Annotated in this window: 15 protein-coding genes; 10 read left to right on the top strand and 5 right to left on the bottom strand. The window is 61.5% G+C overall.

The genetic code is table 11. The features are described 5' to 3' along the window. The 5 genes from BN1188_RS00740 to BN1188_RS00720 form a co-directional block, all read right to left on the bottom strand. The coding region (locus BN1188_RS00740) for a hypothetical protein (RefSeq protein ID WP_040259248.1) at positions 1-1,006 on the bottom strand (1,006 nt) is incomplete at its 3' end. Beyond that, positions 1,003-2,676, bottom strand: coding sequence for a competence protein CoiA family protein (locus tag BN1188_RS00735; protein ID WP_148485228.1), 1,674 nt, complete (start codon positions 2,674-2,676; stop codon positions 1,003-1,005). The genes BN1188_RS00740 and BN1188_RS00735, both read right to left, overlap by 4 nt. 20 nt (positions 2,677-2,696) lie before the next feature. Then, the gene (locus BN1188_RS00730) at positions 2,697-3,926 is read right to left on the bottom strand and encodes a Druantia anti-phage system protein DruA (protein WP_040259246.1); all 1,230 of its coding nucleotides are present in this window, start codon (positions 3,924-3,926) and stop codon (positions 2,697-2,699) included. Between the two features lie 782 nt (positions 3,927-4,708). Continuing rightward, positions 4,709-5,044: a hypothetical protein gene (locus BN1188_RS00725; RefSeq protein WP_040259245.1), complete on the bottom strand. Its 336-nt coding sequence runs from the start codon at positions 5,042-5,044 to the stop codon at positions 4,709-4,711. Positions 5,045-5,199: 155 nt separating this feature from the next. After that, on the bottom strand, positions 5,200-6,171 hold the full coding sequence (locus BN1188_RS00720) for a DNA-binding protein (RefSeq protein WP_052469096.1): 972 nt from the start codon (positions 6,169-6,171) through the stop codon (positions 5,200-5,202). A 316-nt stretch (positions 6,172-6,487) separates the two neighbouring features. On the opposite strand from BN1188_RS00720, the gene BN1188_RS00715 reads away from it, so the two are divergent. The 10 genes from BN1188_RS00715 (at position 6,488) to BN1188_RS00670 (ending at position 16,373) form a co-directional block, all read left to right on the top strand. Beyond that, positions 6,488-7,132, top strand: a complete 645-nt coding sequence (locus BN1188_RS00715) for a hypothetical protein (protein WP_052469095.1) — start codon at positions 6,488-6,490, stop codon at positions 7,130-7,132. After that, positions 7,129-8,319 carry a tyrosine-type recombinase/integrase gene (locus BN1188_RS00710; RefSeq protein ID WP_052469094.1) on the top strand — a complete coding sequence of 397 codons (1,191 nt, stop codon included), beginning with the start codon at positions 7,129-7,131 and terminating at the stop codon, positions 8,317-8,319. Before BN1188_RS00715 ends, BN1188_RS00710 begins: the two co-directional genes overlap by 4 nt. A gap of 587 nt (positions 8,320-8,906) precedes the next feature. Beyond that, the gene (locus BN1188_RS00705; protein ID WP_198293219.1) at positions 8,907-10,046 is read left to right on the top strand and encodes an ABC transporter substrate-binding protein; all 1,140 of its coding nucleotides are present in this window, start codon (positions 8,907-8,909) and stop codon (positions 10,044-10,046) included. A gap of 3 nt (positions 10,047-10,049) precedes the next feature. Next, entirely contained in the window at positions 10,050-10,922 is an 873-nt protein-coding gene (locus BN1188_RS00700; protein ID WP_040259244.1) for a branched-chain amino acid ABC transporter permease, read from the top strand. A gap of 1 nt (position 10,923) precedes the next feature. Then, entirely contained in the window at positions 10,924-11,910 is a 987-nt protein-coding gene (locus BN1188_RS00695) for a branched-chain amino acid ABC transporter permease (protein WP_052469092.1), read from the top strand. Then, entirely contained in the window at positions 11,907-12,695 is a 789-nt protein-coding gene (locus BN1188_RS00690; RefSeq protein WP_040259243.1) for an ABC transporter ATP-binding protein, read from the top strand. Before BN1188_RS00695 ends, BN1188_RS00690 begins: the two co-directional genes overlap by 4 nt. Beyond that, positions 12,692-13,417 carry an ABC transporter ATP-binding protein gene (locus BN1188_RS00685; RefSeq protein WP_040259242.1) on the top strand — a complete coding sequence of 242 codons (726 nt, stop codon included), beginning with the start codon at positions 12,692-12,694 and terminating at the stop codon, positions 13,415-13,417. The genes BN1188_RS00690 and BN1188_RS00685 overlap by 4 nt, the downstream gene beginning before the upstream one ends. 75 nt (positions 13,418-13,492) lie before the next feature. Beyond that, positions 13,493-14,722 (top strand): FAD-dependent monooxygenase, encoded by a 1,230-nt coding sequence (locus BN1188_RS00680; RefSeq protein ID WP_040259241.1) that lies wholly within the window; start codon positions 13,493-13,495, stop codon positions 14,720-14,722. Positions 14,723-14,802: 80 nt separating this feature from the next. Beyond that, a complete protein-coding gene (locus BN1188_RS00675) occupies positions 14,803-15,555 on the top strand; it encodes a maleate cis-trans isomerase family protein (RefSeq protein WP_040259240.1) in 753 nt (250 codons plus the stop codon). An 11-nt stretch (positions 15,556-15,566) separates the two neighbouring features. Beyond that, positions 15,567-16,373 carry an alpha/beta fold hydrolase gene (locus tag BN1188_RS00670; RefSeq protein ID WP_040259239.1) on the top strand — a complete coding sequence of 269 codons (807 nt, stop codon included), beginning with the start codon at positions 15,567-15,569 and terminating at the stop codon, positions 16,371-16,373.

Here is a 16,373-nt window from a genome sequence, read left to right as displayed (position 1 = left end):
CCTGCGACGTAGAGGCGGTTTCGCGCCGTGCTGTGCCAACACTACCCTGCAAGGCTTCCAGGCGTTCCGACAGCCGCGCAACCGCCTCAGCGGTTTCCACCCATGCTATTTCTCGTGCAGTAATGGGCAGCAGTTGATTTTCGATAGCACTGAGGTGAGCCGCCACTTCATCCCAAACATGTGACCGGTCAGACAGTACCTTTACCGCTTCGCACAAGGACCGCGCGGTGTCATCGGCCGCTTCGGCGGCCTCGCCGGCTCGCTTAGCGTTCTCTTCCAATGCTTGGACGGTCGATGCCAACTGCTCATCCCCGGTAAGCAGGCGTTCTGCTAGTGCGCGAAGCTCCACAAGGTCGCTTGTCAACTGCGTGGCGCGCTCACTGACGCCCCCCAACTCTTCAGCCAGGTTGGTGGCCTTCGACTGCAGTGCGTTGAGTTGCTCGGTAACAGCATCCGTCGCCGCTTCCAGGGTTTCGACGCTGCTCTCGATGGTACCGACGCGATCCGGCAAGGCGTCGAGCAGTCGATCGCGTGCCACCATGGACGCGGGGCGAAATTTGCTTAGCGCTGCCTGAGCATCGGCGTGGTCAGCAAACCCACTAAATGCGATCAAGCGTTCTACCGTTTCCCGCGGGGCCTCCGGGAAACGTTCAGCGAGTTGCATCAGAAAAAGCGGGCCAGCGTCACTAGCAGGCGGCAATTTGTCACCGGCGGGGAAATCGCTATGCAGATGATTTTTCGCCCACGCAACCCAAAAGTTGGCGAAGGTCTTCCAATCGGCTTCACTTTTCTGACCGCCTGGCGGATGCAAAAGATGACTGATGAGTCGCTTTTGCTTCGCTTTGAAATCCATGGGTGAGCCGCTGCGAAAACCGTCAATGGCGGATAGACGGTCATAACAGGACTTCCGATAGCTATGCGGTACTTCCTCAATAAACTCAGTAAGGTACTGCTGCTCGAACGCCGAGATCCGAACTCTAGCCTCCTGGCTGTAATAGTAACTCATGGTGAGACACTTTTCCCTGTAGGTTTGACCTCAAAACCGCAGGCGATAACCTCCCTGATCAGGGCACGGTAATGCGGAATGAGCGGAGGTTGTGGTTGGAGAGTGCTGAGCGCATAAACCAGCTGATCATCGTCGGCGTCAACGTGGATCAGCGCAGAGCCCTGTAGTTGTGTCATAAAACTGCGCAGTCTCAAGCGCATCGCCGGCTTGAGACTCGGCACAGCAATGCCCGAGTCCGATGAGCGTAGTGCGTTACCGTGCAAACGCAGCCGGCCGAAGCCGCCGAAATCAAGGTCGACATGACATGCAGCATCAGTCAAACCGTCGATCACAATCGCTTGTAACTCCGGTGCAAGCAGGCGTTGGTGCGAACTGTAGGGCGCTCTCAGGTCACTGGCTGCCAGTTCGTACCTGAGGCCAGTCGCGGCGCGTTCTAGGTAAACCGAGCCCGACGCCCCAGGAGGAATGGTCAGGTATTCCAGCCTCATCTGGTTGATTCTGGCCAGTGCGATACACTCCTTGCATCGAGCTTTTCCGAAAGGCACGACCAGGCGCACACCTGCAGGGTTGGTAAAAGCCACTTCAACCCCAGGCAAATCTGCCGTAGCGTCGACCTGGAGCGTCGTTGATAGATATTTCTCGATCTCGGACGTACCAGCATTGGCCACGTGAAACTGCTGACGGCTGTCAGGTATCAGGGCAAACAGTGCCGGATCTCGTTCCACGCCGGTTGACGATAACCGATTTTGCTCGCTCAGCAGCAGCATGGTGGGTCCGCTAGCGGTCTGTCCCACCGGCATTCCTCGGGCAACGACAATGATTGCGGCGGACACAATACATTCGGCGGAATTCAAACTGGAACTGCGGGCCATAAAAGGCCAGGCGATTGAAATACTTGGTGCTGACCCATTGATGGTCAAGCCCGTCAGGGATTCCAGCCATTCTGCACAGGCTGTGGAGGGTGACGTGGGGACCGTGACGAGGGCAAGATTCCAGCCTTGACGGCTATCGAATCTGTCAGGTACCAGTTCCTCTGGAAATTTCAGGTTGTCCGGAGCCTTCCACAGCAATGCGTAGCTACTCTCCTTTTTGAGCTCCTTCGCTCTGGGAAAGCCCGGTGTGCCGTTACTACCTGAGGCCGTGAACACGGCGGCCCCGAAGGTGGGTAGCCCCTCACAGGCACGCTCCACGCCATCGGCAAAATGCCGATCGGGGGAGCCCCGAAACGACACGATGCGGAAACTCTCCTGCGCCAACTCCACTGTCACGCGGCGGCCGTTCGGCATTCCGCGCATGTCGATCTCCTGAAGGACCCCATTGCCTACGTCAAGGGTGAAACTCGCCTCGCAAGGCCGACAGGGCGGTAGCGTCAGTTCCAGATACCAGGCAGCGCGGTTTTTCCCTCTTTCGATTTTTAGTCGTAACTCCATGCTGCGCATGGGCCGCGATGACAATGCAAGTCCGACTCCGTGTTGACCGTAAAGCCCGGGCACAAAATTATCGCACTGTGCCGAACCGAAGCCCGGCCAATGGGCAAAACACTTCTTCTTCTTGACCCCAGCGCGACGCAATACCTTCTCACGACAGATAGGGCACACATAACGGCCCTTGCGTGTGGCCTGCTCTGCTGACTCAACCTTATTGGTTAACGTATTGACGGCATAATCCAAGGCCTGTCCCCTCTGCGTCCCTAGTTTCCGAAAGCGTTCGCCATTGCGTTGTCTAGGTGGATCTCGGGGCGCAGCAATTGTGCTTGGCTACCAAACAAAGCAATTAGGTCCGACGACCGCCACCGCCGGTAATCGGGGACGTTGGCGCCACGCGGGATTACCCAGCGATCCAGTGCCAAACCAGCGATTTGCTTAACCGTTTGGAGGGAACGAATATCCGGCTTACCCTTTCCGGTTTGCAGGATCTTCGTCGCATTGGCTGCCAGTTGGCAGATAAAAACTTCCCGTTGGATGCCGTGACGCATCAAGTCATCCTTGAAACCTAAAGCTTTGAGGGCCGCGCGGGTAGTGCGCAGTCGCCAATTCGGTCCTTGGCCGTACCCATGATGATCTGCATAGGTGTGATCAATGTGGCGGAGATAGTCACGCAACTCCAGAAATAACCAGTCAGGGATATGGAAGTGTCCCCAGCCGCCGGTGTAGCCGATCGACTTGAGGTACTCCGTCCCATCGAGTTTCAAGCGGTTGTACACCGAGGAACGGCCCATTGAAGACGTGGTAATGACGGCCATGAGGCGTGCCTGCTTCTCCTCCTGAGAGATAATGCCTGTGGTGGCGCCGTAGGCAGTGGCAAAGTCGTTATACAGATCGCGACTGCGGAGCAAGCACGCGATCAGTTTGCCGCAGAGCAAGGTGTTGTAAGGCGGGAGCGCACCAAGGACATAAGCATCCATAATGTTGACCAGACGCGCACCTCGATCGTGCGAGTTCCAGCCGATGAACTTGTCACGTACGCCGAGGTTGAACACCGGATCACCCACGGCAATGATGCCCATCAGCTTGCCATTGGACTGGTCCCACACCAGGTAGCGCAATCGTCTGCCGAAGCCGCTGGACACCGGAACTGACCAAGAAAGCGATGCTAGCCGGAACAAGTCGCTCTGCCACGTGCCAGACGAAACCCGCTCCAATGCAGGAGAAATCTTCTTGGGAATCACCTCGGTGCCTGAGGCGAAATATTGCATCAGTTTCACACCCGCGCGGGCAACGAAGTTGCCGCTGGCGATGAGACGCTCTTCCCGTTGAGCCCCATGCAACACTCGGATTGCATCCTTGTCATTGCTAGGCGCGCGCAACGCCCCCTCATCGGTTCTGGTAAAGCCCAGCGTATGCAGGTGTTCGCGAAGTTTTCGCTTGAGGTTGGCTTCCCTCGGGTTGACACCTGAGATAATGATGTTGCCTTGTGACATCTACGGCTTCCTGCTCACTGTCATACTGCATTCAATTTCCAAAATTCATTCATTGACGCATGCGACGGCTCATACGCTATGCACCTGGAACGGGATGGCAGTGCACGCTTGGGAAAATTGGGGAAATCAGCATGTCGTGCGGGCTGAGATCCGTAATGATATGTGCAATCGTCAGCGAACCCAGACGCTGCGACGCCTGTAACCCGTGGCGAAGCGGATGAAGCTTTCACTGGGAGTACCCAGTTTCTCCACTAACCGCTGCAACATTACTTTATCTCGCGGGTATTTCCCGCAACCCTGCTCCACTACGAGGTTTTCCGGCTATTAGCGCTGCCGATGAGTCTTGGTACAGCCTATATCAACCTTTTCTTCCCTAGCATTCGTCTAGGCACTAGCCTAAAGCCTGGGGCTGGCATCGCGCCATCTTTTTGCACCTAAGCAACGCGCTTCCTGCCCAGTGGCGCACTGTCAGCTCCTACATCGATAATGCGGGATCGCTCATAGCCCTGTCCCTAGGCACAAAGCGTCGAACAGCGACCTGCTCAGTCCTCTCGGGCGGCTTACAAGGCTTCCTGTAAGCGATTGGTGTTCTTCTCCGCCTCACTGGCCCATTGCTGGGCCTTCGCCAAACTGCGCGCCGAACGATTGCCATGGCTACGTACGCCTGCAATTGCTCACGGTCTCTCCCAGCGCAAGTGGATGCTCCTCTACGCCGGCTGGACCACAATGAGCCGACCCCTAGGCATCCTTGATTTACTAGGCAGGGTTTGAGCCGTGACACCTCAATTGGGCGTGATCGTCACCACCTCCACATACCGAAAGCGTTTCCGAGCCGCCTTCACCGCCTCCTGCTCCGCCAGCAGCGTGCTCAGCGTATCGGCCTCATGCACGAGTTCTTCCGTTTTGCCTTCAAAGACATTCCCCACCCTGAGCGTGACCTTGAGCCTCGGCGTAAACGCCTTGTCGACCTTCCGTTTTTTCGCCACAGCCGCCGGCGGGACGATGATCACGTCCGGAATAGCCTCCATGGGATCGGGGATGTGCACATGCGTGGGTGCAGGCGCCTCCGCGGCGCCAAACAGGGCGCGGCGCATTTCTTCTTCAGTCAGGTCGGTCATGGCGGTCTCAATGTGTTGAATCTTCAGCGTGGCGCAGCGCCGGCGTACCTGTAGCGCCGGATAATAGACCACCTGCTTCAGGTTCGGTTGAACGGTGCTTCAGCGAGCTGCTTCCCTATTTCTTCGGTATCCAGCTTCATGCCCAATCCGCCATTTCACCCCTGCCCTTCCGCTTTCGCTGCCAGCAGCGCCTCGTGCCGGGCCTCGAGCCGCTCGTGGGCTTTCTGCAGCGGCTGCAGCTGCGCGGCCAGACTGTCGACCTGCGCCCGATACCCGGCAGCTTCCTCCTTGGCGTCCGAGCGCTGCACCCGCAGCCGCTCGACCAGGTCGCGGCTGTGGCTCAGTTCGCGGGTCAACCGCTCGGTTTCCACCCTGACGGCATCCCGCACGCGGCTGGTTTCCTGCATCAGGTGGTTGGCCGTGCCTTCGAAGATATCGGCCTGCCGGCTGACCTCGGCGCGCAGCGCGGCGTTTTCTGCCTGATGCACGGCCTGCAGGCGGGCCAGCTCGGCGGCATGGGTTTCGGCCAGCCGCTCCTGCTCGGCCCCGTGCGTGGTGTCGATCCTGGCCAGCTCGTCGCGGTGACGCTGGTCCAGCGATCGATGCTGCGCCGTCAATTCGCCCAGCTCCTGCCTTAGGGCTTCGCTCCCCGCTTGTGCGCGGTCCAGCTGCGCATGGAGGCGCTGCACCTGCTCGGTGAGCAACGCGATCTGCCGTTCCTGGTCCGCAAAGCGCCCCGTCGCCTGCTCGGCTTCTACCTGCGCCTCTGCGGCCTCGCGCTGCGCCCGCTCGGCCTGCTCCTGGTAGTGCGAGCGCTCGATCGCATAGGCGGCGGTGGCCTCGTTCAGCGCCACGTCCCACACCGCGTCCAGCGCCTGGCCCACCGCTTCGGGGATGCCTGGTCGTTTCAACCTTGCATTCAGCAGCGGCCCGGTGCGCGCCCAGAACTGCTTCACCTCGTCCCCCACCACGTTCGGTGAAGCGCTCACCCCGTGCTCCTCGAGGATTCGCGCGCGGATCGCCGTGACCGATACCTCGGCGCCGGCCTCGAGCAGCTGCCCGGCGTAGTGGCGCACCAGGTCGCGGGTTTTCGGCAGGCCGCTGCGGGCGGTGGCGGGTGTAGTCACTAAAAGTGCTCCGGGGTGAGGGGTTGAAGGGCTTTTTGAGGCGGCCGATTTTGCAGGGCCTAGCCCTTCTTTTAGGGCCAAAACGGCCCGGAATCGCAAAAATCCGGTCGATTCGGTATGATTATATCCATACTGCAAGTGATATGAAAAATATCGTAGATTTAAAAAATTCGTGATTACTTCCTATTATCACGAATTTTTTGCCCGTGACTGGTCCAGCGGGTAAGCTTGGCGGTAGCCAGGCTCGCCGCTATCCAGCGATTGGCTCTGTCCTATTTCTATGAATTCAATCGGTTAACAAGGACAAACTTGCGCTGTGGATCAAGTCGCCAATGGCCTCGCATTGCTCCGTCCACCCCGGTTGAGCCCGTCGGAGTTCAAGGCGCTGATTCGCCAGCGGGGCTGGCGCATGGCAGACGCGGCCGTGCGCTGGAACGTGCGACCTGAAACGCTGAGCCGGGTGGCGGCCGACCCTGCCCGGGAAACGCGGTGGGATGACCTGGTGCGCGCCTTGCCCCAGTTGACCCGCCGCGAGCGGGCTGCGGCTACGGCGGCGCGTCTGGCGCTCCATCCGCCGCGGCCACGGACTTGTGTCGGAGTTGCGGAGGCGGCCAGTCCGGTCATGAACTCGTCCCCGGCTGCATCGCCACCGACACCGCTGCCTTGGGCCGATGACGAAGAAGAAGATCTGGACGACTCGGCCTATGGGACCAATGGTTTCCGTTACCGGGGGTATGTAGGGGTGCGTTCGGAGCTGATTGTGGTCCGGGAGATCGGCAGCTTTGCGTCGGAGGGGGCGGTATTGGTCGTCAGCGATACCCGGCTGGGGGTGAACGCGCACGCGGAGCCCCAGGAGGAGTACTGCTGCGAATCGCCCAGCGGCCTCCTGCAGTGGCTCACCCCTGATGAAATGGATGAGTGGGTGGTCTCCACCGGCAAAACGCGGAGTACGTTCGGATGACCCAGGTGCTGACCGTGGCCGGTACCGAGCCGATCGATTTTCAGCAGACCGTTGCGCTCGAGCAGGTACAGGTACCCGAGGCGCACCGCGGCGCGAATGCCCTTCCCGACCTCATCCAGGCGCGGTCCGACATCGAGGCTGCCGCCATCTGGCTCGAGGCGACAACCGACAATCCCAAGACCCGCCGCGCCATGCGCAAGGAAGTCGAGCGTTTTATCCTCTGGGCACTGCATGTCCGCGGTAAGCAGCTCTCCCAGGTGGGTGTGATGGACGTGCGCGCGTATGTGCGCTTCCTGCAGGACCCGCAGCCGGCCGACGTGTGGGTGTCCACCGTCAAGCGGCCGCGGCAGCACCCGGAATGGCGACCCTTTGCCGGACCGTTGAGCCCCGCCTCGCAGCGGTACGCGCTGGTACAGCTGGGCAGTCTGTACAGCTGGATGGTCAAGGGCGGGTGGCTCAAGGGCAATCCGGTCGCGCTGGTGAAGAAGCCGGCGGCGCCGATCGATCCCGGCATTCAGCGCCTGTTGCCGCCCGAAGGGATTGCGCTGGCGTTCGAGGCCATCGCGGCGACCAAAAGCCCGCTCAAGCGCGCACGCGATCATTTCATGCTGAGCCTGTTCTACCTCACCGGGCTGCGAACCTTCGAGGCAACTGGGGCCGACATGCGCGCGCTGCGCCGTTCCGCCAGCGGCCAGTTATGGTTGCCCGTCCATGGCAAACGCAGCAAGCGGCGGGAGGTACCTATTCCGGAAGCGCTCTATGAGGAGCTCGGGCGGTACCGGGCCGTCTTTGGTTTGCCGACGGCAATTGCTGCAGACGAGGACACACCGCTGCTGATGGCCGCCAACAGCAAGCGCAAGCGGGCCAGCAACAGCACCGTACTGAAAGCCATGATCGACCTGATGATGCGGGCTGCGGACCTGGCCCGCGCGGGCGAGCAGCTTGAGCTGGCCGAGCGGCTGGCGGAAGCCACCACCCACTGGCTGCGGCATTCCTGTTTCAGTCACCTGGCTCAGGCCACGGGCGATCTTGTCATGGTGCGCTCCCTGGCCGGGCACGCGCGCCTGGACACGACGAGCCGCTATCTCCATGCCGAGGCAGATGAGCTCCACATGCGGGTGAGCCAAGCTTTAACGGCGCCCGCCAGTGTTTCATTGATCATCGCTGTTGCTGGCTTGCCTGAATAGATAACCCACTGGCAGTAAAGCGTGTGAATGCGGCTTTTTTCAAATCGTCATGGCCTACTGCCCCACCGCTCGCCTTCCAAAGGCATACCAAGCCCGTTCGCCTGCTTTCTGCGTGTCGGAGCGGAACACTTTTCTGGGTCAGGTAAAACCCGGTTCAGTCTTGCCCCAGCCCGCCGGGGCACAAATAAGCTGAGGTATCCACGTCCGGTAGTGGACCCGCTTATTCCGGATAAAACGTTCAAATTCTGATCATCAGATGGGGCCATAGGTGCGTCACACTTGGGCATGAACCTAATGTGTGCACCGATTTGTAACTGAAAGAAACGAGGGCTTGTAACAGGCCTATCGCCGCAGCCCCCTAATACGAGCACCACGACCGACTGGCACGCTCCATGCTTTATTAATTTACTAGTTGATTAATTATTGCCGTTGGGGTGTTACCTGCTTTTAGCAATCCCAAAATTTGCAGTTCTAGCGGGACGGCCAAGCCGTGGACAGCCTTCGTACACACCTGCAATTGGCGGCTAGATAAGCCGAATCAAGCGGTTCTCGGGAGAAAGACGATGCGTGCTTTGAGATGTGCTCAAGTGATTGCAATTTCGGTTCTCGGCACCGCGCCGATGCTAGCGCTGGCTGCCGAGACGGTGAAGATAGGGGTAATCCAGCCCCTGACCGGATCGGTGGCCTACAACGGTAAAGCCGACGTCAACGGCGCCAAGCTGGCCATGGAAAGGCGCAATGCAAAAGGCGGCGTGCTGGGTCGCCCTGTGGAGCTGGTGATCGAGGACGGTCAATGCAGCCCAGCCAACTCGGTAAACGCTGCGGAGAAACTGATCCAGAAAGACAAGGTAGCGGTACTCTCCGGTGCCTTCTGCAGTTCGGCCACTGCCGCCGTCATGCCGGTCGCGGAGAAATACAAGCTCCCTTTCCTCACAGGGGTCTCCTCCAAGGCCGACCTGACGGAAAAAGGCAACGCCTATTTCTTCCGCTCGGCCGAGACCGACGCGCTATTGGCCAATGCCTTTGCAAAGATCCTGGCCGACAACCTGAAGCTCAAGAAGGTCGCGTATATCGGGGTCAACGACGATTGGGGCCGCGGTGGTGTCGAGGAATTTTCCAAGGACCTGGCCGCTCGCGGCGTGGAAAACGTGCTTACGGAATATTTTGACCATGGCACCACGGACTTCTATACGTTGCTGGCCAAGCTTCGCACTTCCGGTGCCGATGGTGTGTTCGTCGCGGCCGAAACCCAGGATGGCGCGGTACTGGTCAAGCAGTTCAAGGAATTTGGCATTGACATGAAGGTCTTCGGCGTCGGCTCCTGGGCAACGTCGGACTTCGTCAACCTGGTGGGCGAAGCCTCCGAGGGCATCTATGCCGCCGTCCCCTATGTGGCCAGCTTGCCAGGCGAGGCAAACACGGACTTCGTCAAAACCTATCAAGCGCAATACGGACAAGCGCCCGACAAATATGCGGCCGCGGGCTACAACGCTACCAATATCCTGATGGACGCCATCGAGCGCGCCGGCTCCACGGATGCCGCCAGCATTCGAGACGCCCTCAAGGCCACCGATTACCAGGCGCCAAACGGGCGCTACCGCTTCACCGCCAACGGGCAAGCCTACGGCTTCAACGCAGCCTTGGTGCAAATCGAGGGCAAGCAGCCCAGGGTCGTGGAAATGACCGAGGTCCAGCCCCCGTCCACCCTCACCGCCCGGGGGGAATGAGCCATGGATCTGTTCCTGCAGTTTCTAGCCAACGGATTGGTGACCGGGAGCTTCTATGCACTCTCCGCCCTTGGGCTGACCCTGATCTTCGGGTTGATGCGCGTCGTGAACTTCGCTCACGGCGAGTTCTACATGCTAGGCGGGGTGCTGGGCTGGTTCGTCACGGCACGCCTGGGCCTGGATTTCTTCTCGGGCCTGTTAGTGGTAGCGGCCGTCATGGCGGCCTTTGGCTGGATGGTGGACCGCTTCCTCATTGAGCGCGTCCGCGGCCAGGGCGAGGAGCCAGGCATTCTGCTGACCATTGGCCTGTCGATCTTCCTGGCCAACTCGGCCCTGCTGCTGGCAGGGACGGCTCCCTTGAAGATCGACGGCCCCCTGTCCAACGCGCCGGTATTCCTGGGGCCCGTGGTGCTCACCAAGATGCGTATCTTTGCCGTGGCGGTCTGCGCGGCGCTGATCTTGGCGGCTCACTTGCTGATCAAGAAGACCAAGCTGGGCCGAGCCATGCGCGCCACCTTCCAGGATCCGATGGCGGCGCAACTGGCGGGCATCAAGACAGCCCATGTCTACGCGAGCACCTTCGCCCTTGGCGCGGTGCTGGCCGCCTCGGCCGGGATGCTGCTGGGTTCGATCTACTCGGCCCAGGTCGCCGTCGGTGGCGTGGTAAGCCTCAAGGCATTCGTCGTGGTGATCCTGGGCGGCATGGGGAGCTTTGCCGGCGCCATTGTCGGCGGCTTGGTGCTGGGCGTGGCCGAGGCCATGTGGGGCGGCTACGTCTCCACCGGGATGGTGGACATCATCGGCTTCGTCATCGTGATCCTGACCTTGATCTTCAAACCCTACGGCCTGTTTTCGGCCCGCGCGGAGAGAGCGTGACATGGCACTGGAACGCAATACCTTACTGATACTGGCGGCCTTGGCCGCGCTCTTCCCCCTGGTGGTCAACGATCTGTACCTCCTCCATATTGGCATCATGGTGCTGTTCTACTGCGTGCTGGCCAGCAGCCTGAACCTGACCCTTGGCTATGTGGGCGAGTTCTCCCTGGGGCACACGGCTTTTCTCGGGCTGGGGGCCTATACTGCGGCCATCCTCTCGACCACCTTCGGCTTACCCCTATGGCTTACGGTGCCGTTGGCAGGTGCGGTGGCCGCGCTCTTCGGCCTGTTGATCGGCGCGATCACCTTGCGCCTGCAAGGCCCGTATTTCGTGATCATTACCCTGGCCTTCGCCGAGGTGTTGCGCATCGTGGCCAATAACTGGGTAGGGCTGACCAATGGCCCCATGGGCATTGCCGGCATCCCGCAACCGGACCTGTTGGCGGCGGGCTCTACCCTCTTGGCCAAGCGTGTGTATTTCTACATCGCCCTGGCCATCGCTGCCCTAGCGCTCTACCTCTCCTACAGGTTCGTGTACTCCAGCGCCGGGCGCGCGGCAGTGACCGTACGCGAGAATCGCTATGTGGCGCAGTCAGTGGGCATCCGGCCCTTTGCCCATGCCCTGCGGTCCTTCGTCCTCGGCGCCTTCCTCGCCGGCCTGGCCGGCGGGTTCTATGCCCACTACATCTCCTTCGTAGGCGTCGATGTGTTCCGCTTCAGCTTCATGGCCACCATGATCATCATGGTGCTGATCGGCGGAAAAGGCACCCTCCTGGGGCCCTTGGTGGGCGCATTGGTGGTGACCCTGGCAGAAGAGTACCTGCGCGAGTTCCAGGAGCTTCGCTTGTCGATCTTCGGCCTGATCGTGATGCTGGTGGTTCTGTTTCTTCCCAAGGGGCTGATGGGCTTCCTGACCCTTCGCCGGGAGCGTCGTGTGGCTACCACCGTACCCCCACTCCCTCGCCTTTCCAAAGGAGGTGCGGCATGAGCGTGCAACCTTTCCCTGCGCCCTTGCTCTCGGTCCATGGCCTGGAAAAGACCTTCGGTGGCCTCAAGGCTGTACAGGACATCAATTTCGAGGTCAGGCCAGGCGAGATATTCGGCCTGATCGGCCCCAACGGCGCGGGCAAGACCACCTGCTTCAACCTGGTTACCGGCTTCTACACGCCCTCGGCCGGCCGGGTAATGTTCCGTGGCCACGATATCACCGGGCACAAGCCTTACGCCATCGCCCAGCGTGGCCTGGTACGCAGCTTCCAGAAGACCAGTGTGCTCAAGTCGCTGACCGTGTTCGAGAACATACTGGCCGGCCACTACCTCAGCACCCGGCAATCGCTGGCCAGCACCTTTTTCCCCGGCGCCAAGGTGCGCCAGGCCGAGCAGGCGGCGCGCGATAGCGCCGCACACATCGCCGAGACCATGGGCCTAGCCAGGCGCCTCAATACCCCGGCTAACCAATTGTCCTGCGGGGAGCTGCGGCTGCTGGAGGTGGGTGTTGCGCTGGCGGCAAAGCCGACCCTGTTGATGCTGGACGAACCGGCTGCTGGATTGAACAGCCAGGAAGCCATGACCTTTGGCGAAACCCTCAGGCAACTGCGTCAGACCCAGGTGCAGTCGATCATCATCGTCGAGCACAACATGGGGCTGGTCATGGGTATCTGCGACCGCCTGGTGGTGATGAACTTCGGGCAGAAGCTTGCCGAAGGCACGCCTGCCCAGGTGCAGGGCAATCCACAGGTCGTCGAGGCTTATCTCGGGAAGGCACGCGCATGAACCACACCACAACCCCCTTGCTACAGATCCGTGGCCTGCATGTGGCCTACGGCAAAGCCGCCGCGCTGCACGGTATCAACCTGGATGTTGCCAAAGGCGAGATCGTCGCCTTGATCGGCGCCAACGGCGCGGGCAAGAGCACGACCCTGCGCGCCATTTCCGGCCTGCTCAAGCCAACCGCGGGTTCGATCATCTGGGATGGTAAACCTGTCACTGGCTGGAGCGCGGACCGCATAGTGGGCCAGGGGATTGCCCACTGCCCTGAAGAGCGCCACATCTGGCCGGCCATGACGGTCAGGGAGAACCTGATGCTCGGCGGTTTCCTGTGCCGCTCCAACAGCGAGGTGGAGGCGCGCGTGGACAAGGCGTTCCACCGCTTCCCTCGCCTGCGCGAACGCCAGAAGCAGCTCGCCGGGACGCTCAGTGGCGGTGAACAGCAGATGCTGGCCATTGCTCGGGCGCTCATGTCCGAGCCGCGCCTGCTGTTGCTGGACGAACCCAGCCTGGGCCTGTCACCGAAGATGGCCGACGACGTGTTCGACGTGGTGCGTGAGATCAATGCCCATGGCGTGACCGTGATGGTGGTCGAGCAAAACATCTACAACGCCCTGTCAGTCGCCTCCCGGGCCTATGTGGTGGAAACCGGGCGTATCACGGCCAGTGACGAGGCCGCCAACCTGCTCAAGGACCCAGACGTGTTGAATGCCTACCTAGGCGCCTGACGGCGGGTGCTCACGTTCGACAGTTAGGCTTATGCGCGAAATTAATTAAACACGCAGTTAATAAGGAAACAGTTCATGACTCGCAAGCTTCGTATCGGTGTGATTGGCGGCGGAATCGGCGGTGTGGCCCTGGCTCGAGCATTGCACCGCCTAGGCATCGAGTTTCATCTGTTCGAGCGCGCGCAAGGGTTCGGTGAAATCGGCGCCGGCGTGCAGATGACCCCCAACGCAGTCAAGGTACTCAAGGCGCTGGGCGTGGAAGAGGGGCTGCGGCGCATTGGGTTCTTGCCCGAGGCAATGGTGGGGCGTAACTGGGAAACCGCCAGCGAGCTGTTCCGTACCCCGCTCAAGGACACCAGCATCAAGGCCTTCGGCGCCGAGTTCTTCCATGTCCACCGTGCCGACCTCCACGCGATCCTGTGTGAAGGCTTGCCGCCTGCGCAGGTAACCTTCGGCGTGCAGTGCACCGGTGTCCAGCAAGGGGAAGGTTCGGCCACCGCGACCTTCAGCGACGGCAGCACCTTCGAAGCCGACCTGATCATCGGCGCCGATGGCATCCATTCGGCCGTGCGCGGGGCGCTTTGGGGGAGCCACAAGCCCAAGTTCACCGGCCACATGTGCTGGCGCGCGCTGGTGCCGGTCGAGCAGCACCCCCTCCCCTTCGTAGGCCCGGACGCCGCCTTCTGGATGGGCCCCAAGGCGCATGTGGTGACCTACTACGTGAAAGGCGGCAAGGCGGTCAACATCGTCGCGGTCGCCGAGTCGGACGAATGGGTCAAGGAATCCTGGACCGAGCCTAGCTCCACCCAGGAGCTGGTCGACGCCTATACGGGCTGGCACAGCGATCTTATCCAGCTGTTCGAGCGAACCGACCCCTCCCAGACCTACAAGTGGGGCCTGTTCGATCATGATCCCATGGCCCGGTGGTCCAGCCCCAACGTAACCCTGCTGGGCGACGCGGCTCACCCCATGTTGCCGTTCCTGTCCCAAGGGGCGGCCATGGCCCTGGAAGACAGCTATGTGCTGGCCCAGGCCCTGGCTCACTTCAATGGCGACGTCCCCGCCGCGCTGGAAGCCTACGAGCAGGAGCGGCGCCCGCGCACCTCGCAGGTGCAGCTGCAGGCGCGCGAGCGCGGAAAGACCTACCACCTCTCTACCCCCGAAGAGCTGCGCCAGCGTGACCTGGCCTACCAGAAAGCACAGGCCCAGAACCCCAATGCCGTGGGCATCCGTGCCGAATGGATCTACGAATACGACGCCACCACCTGCCGCGAGCGCTTCGCCGCCGAGCCCGCGCTGGCCTGAGCAAGGCCTGCCGGGTCGCGGGCCCGCAACGCTCCGGCCGCCGAGACCGCTGCCGGATTACTGAACACAAGGAGAACAGCATGCAACGCCTCTACCGTATCGGCCAGATTGTGCCGAGTTCTAACACCACCATGGAAACCGAGATTCCGGCCATGCTTGGCGCACGCCAGCTGATCCGGCCCGAGCGCTTTACCTTCCATTCGAGCCGCATGCGGATGAAGCATGTGAAGAAGGAAGAGCTTGCCGCCATGGACGCGCAATCGGACCGCTGCGCCGCCGAGCTGTCCGATGCCCGCGTCGACGTGCTCGGCTACGCCTGCCTGGTGGCAATCATGAGCATGGGCCGTGGTTATCATCGAGAATCCCAGGCCCGGCTGACCCAGGTCACGCGTGACAACGATGCTGAAGCGGCGGTCATCACCAGTGCGGGCGCCCTGGTGGATGGGCTGAAGGTACTGGGCGCCAAGCGTATCGCCCTGGTGGCCCCCTACATGAAGCCGCTCACCGAACTGGTGGTCGACTACATCGAGCACGAAGGCATCGAGGTCAAGGTCTGGCACGCGCTGGAGATCGCCGACAACCTGGCCGTGGCCCGTCACGACCCGGCGAACCTGCCCGGCATCGTCGCCGAACTGGACCTGGCCGGCATCGACGTCATCGTACTGTCGGCCTGCGTGCAGATGCCTTCGCTCAGCGCGGTGGCCAAGGTGGAAGCCCAGACCGGCAAGCCCGTGGTCACTGCCGCCATCGCCACCACCTACGCCATGCTCAAGGCGCTGAACCTGGAGCCCATCGTGCCCGGCGCCGGCGCGCTGCTGTCCGGCGCCTACTGAGGAGGTACCCCATGAGTCAGTACCTGTACGGTGCCAATGTCCAAGCCAATGGGATCCGCCAGCACTACCTGCGCTACGGCGGACGCGGCCTGCCGGTCATCCTCATCCCAGGCATCACCAGCCCGGCGGTGACCTGGGGCTTCGTCGCCGAGCGCCTCGGCCGCCACTTCGATGTCTATGTGCTGGACGTGCGCGGCCGCGGCCTGTCCCAGGCGTCTCCGGAGCTGGACTATAGCCTCGACGCGCAAGCGGCAGACGTGGCCGCGCTGGCCGCGGCGCTCAAGCTGCCGCGCTTTGCCGTGGTCGGCCATTCGATGGGTGGGCGCATCGCCATCCGCATGGCCCGGCAGTTCAACCCCGACGGGCTGGACCGCCTGGTCATCGTTGACCCACCTGTCTCTGGCCCAGGCCGTCGGCCCTACCCTAGCGGGCTGGCCTGGTACACCGATTCCATCCGGCAAGCGCAAGCAGGCATGAGCGCCGACGACATGCGTGCCTTTTGCCCGACCTGGACGGAGCAGCAACTGCAGCTGCGCGCCCAGTGGCTGCATACCTGCGACCCGCGCGCCATCGAGGCGAGCTACTACGGCTTCCATGAGGACGACATCCACCAGGACCTGCCCCATCTGAGGGTACCCACCCTGTTCATGCTGGCCGGGCGCGGCGGTGTGGTACAGCCGCAGGACGTCAGGGAAATCGCCGAGCTGGCGCCCAACGCCTCGTTCGTGACCGTGGAAAACGCCGGCCACATGATCCCGTGGGACGACGAAGAGGGTTTCTACCAAGCCTTCGGCAGTTTCCTCGGCACACCTGTCTGA

The organism is Pseudomonas massiliensis (genome assembly GCF_000826105.1).
Taxonomy (GTDB): Bacteria; Pseudomonadota; Gammaproteobacteria; order Pseudomonadales; family Pseudomonadaceae; genus Aquipseudomonas; species Aquipseudomonas massiliensis.
Note: the sequence above shows the minus strand (reverse complement) of the source record. Positions and strands in the feature narration are given on the sequence as shown.

Bases quoted from the DNA above. Each gene is read 5' to 3' on its own strand.
- BN1188_RS00730 (WP_040259246.1), bottom strand. From the start codon at position 3,926: ATGTCACAAGGCAACATCATTATCTCAGGTGTCAACCCGAGGGAAGCC.
- BN1188_RS00725 (WP_040259245.1), bottom strand. From the start codon at position 5,044: ATGACCGACCTGACTGAAGAAGAAATGCGCCGCGCCCTGTTTGGCGCC.
- BN1188_RS00710 (WP_052469094.1), top strand. From the start codon at position 7,129: ATGACCCAGGTGCTGACCGTGGCCGGTACCGAGCCGATCGATTTTCAG.
- BN1188_RS00700 (WP_040259244.1), top strand. From the start codon at position 10,050: ATGGATCTGTTCCTGCAGTTTCTAGCCAACGGATTGGTGACCGGGAGC.
- BN1188_RS00695 (WP_052469092.1), top strand. From the start codon at position 10,924: ATGGCACTGGAACGCAATACCTTACTGATACTGGCGGCCTTGGCCGCG.
- BN1188_RS00690 (WP_040259243.1), top strand. From the start codon at position 11,907: ATGAGCGTGCAACCTTTCCCTGCGCCCTTGCTCTCGGTCCATGGCCTG.
- BN1188_RS00685 (WP_040259242.1), top strand. From the start codon at position 12,692: ATGAACCACACCACAACCCCCTTGCTACAGATCCGTGGCCTGCATGTG.
- BN1188_RS00680 (WP_040259241.1), top strand. From the start codon at position 13,493: ATGACTCGCAAGCTTCGTATCGGTGTGATTGGCGGCGGAATCGGCGGT.
- BN1188_RS00675 (WP_040259240.1), top strand. From the start codon at position 14,803: ATGCAACGCCTCTACCGTATCGGCCAGATTGTGCCGAGTTCTAACACC.
- BN1188_RS00670 (WP_040259239.1), top strand. From the start codon at position 15,567: ATGAGTCAGTACCTGTACGGTGCCAATGTCCAAGCCAATGGGATCCGC.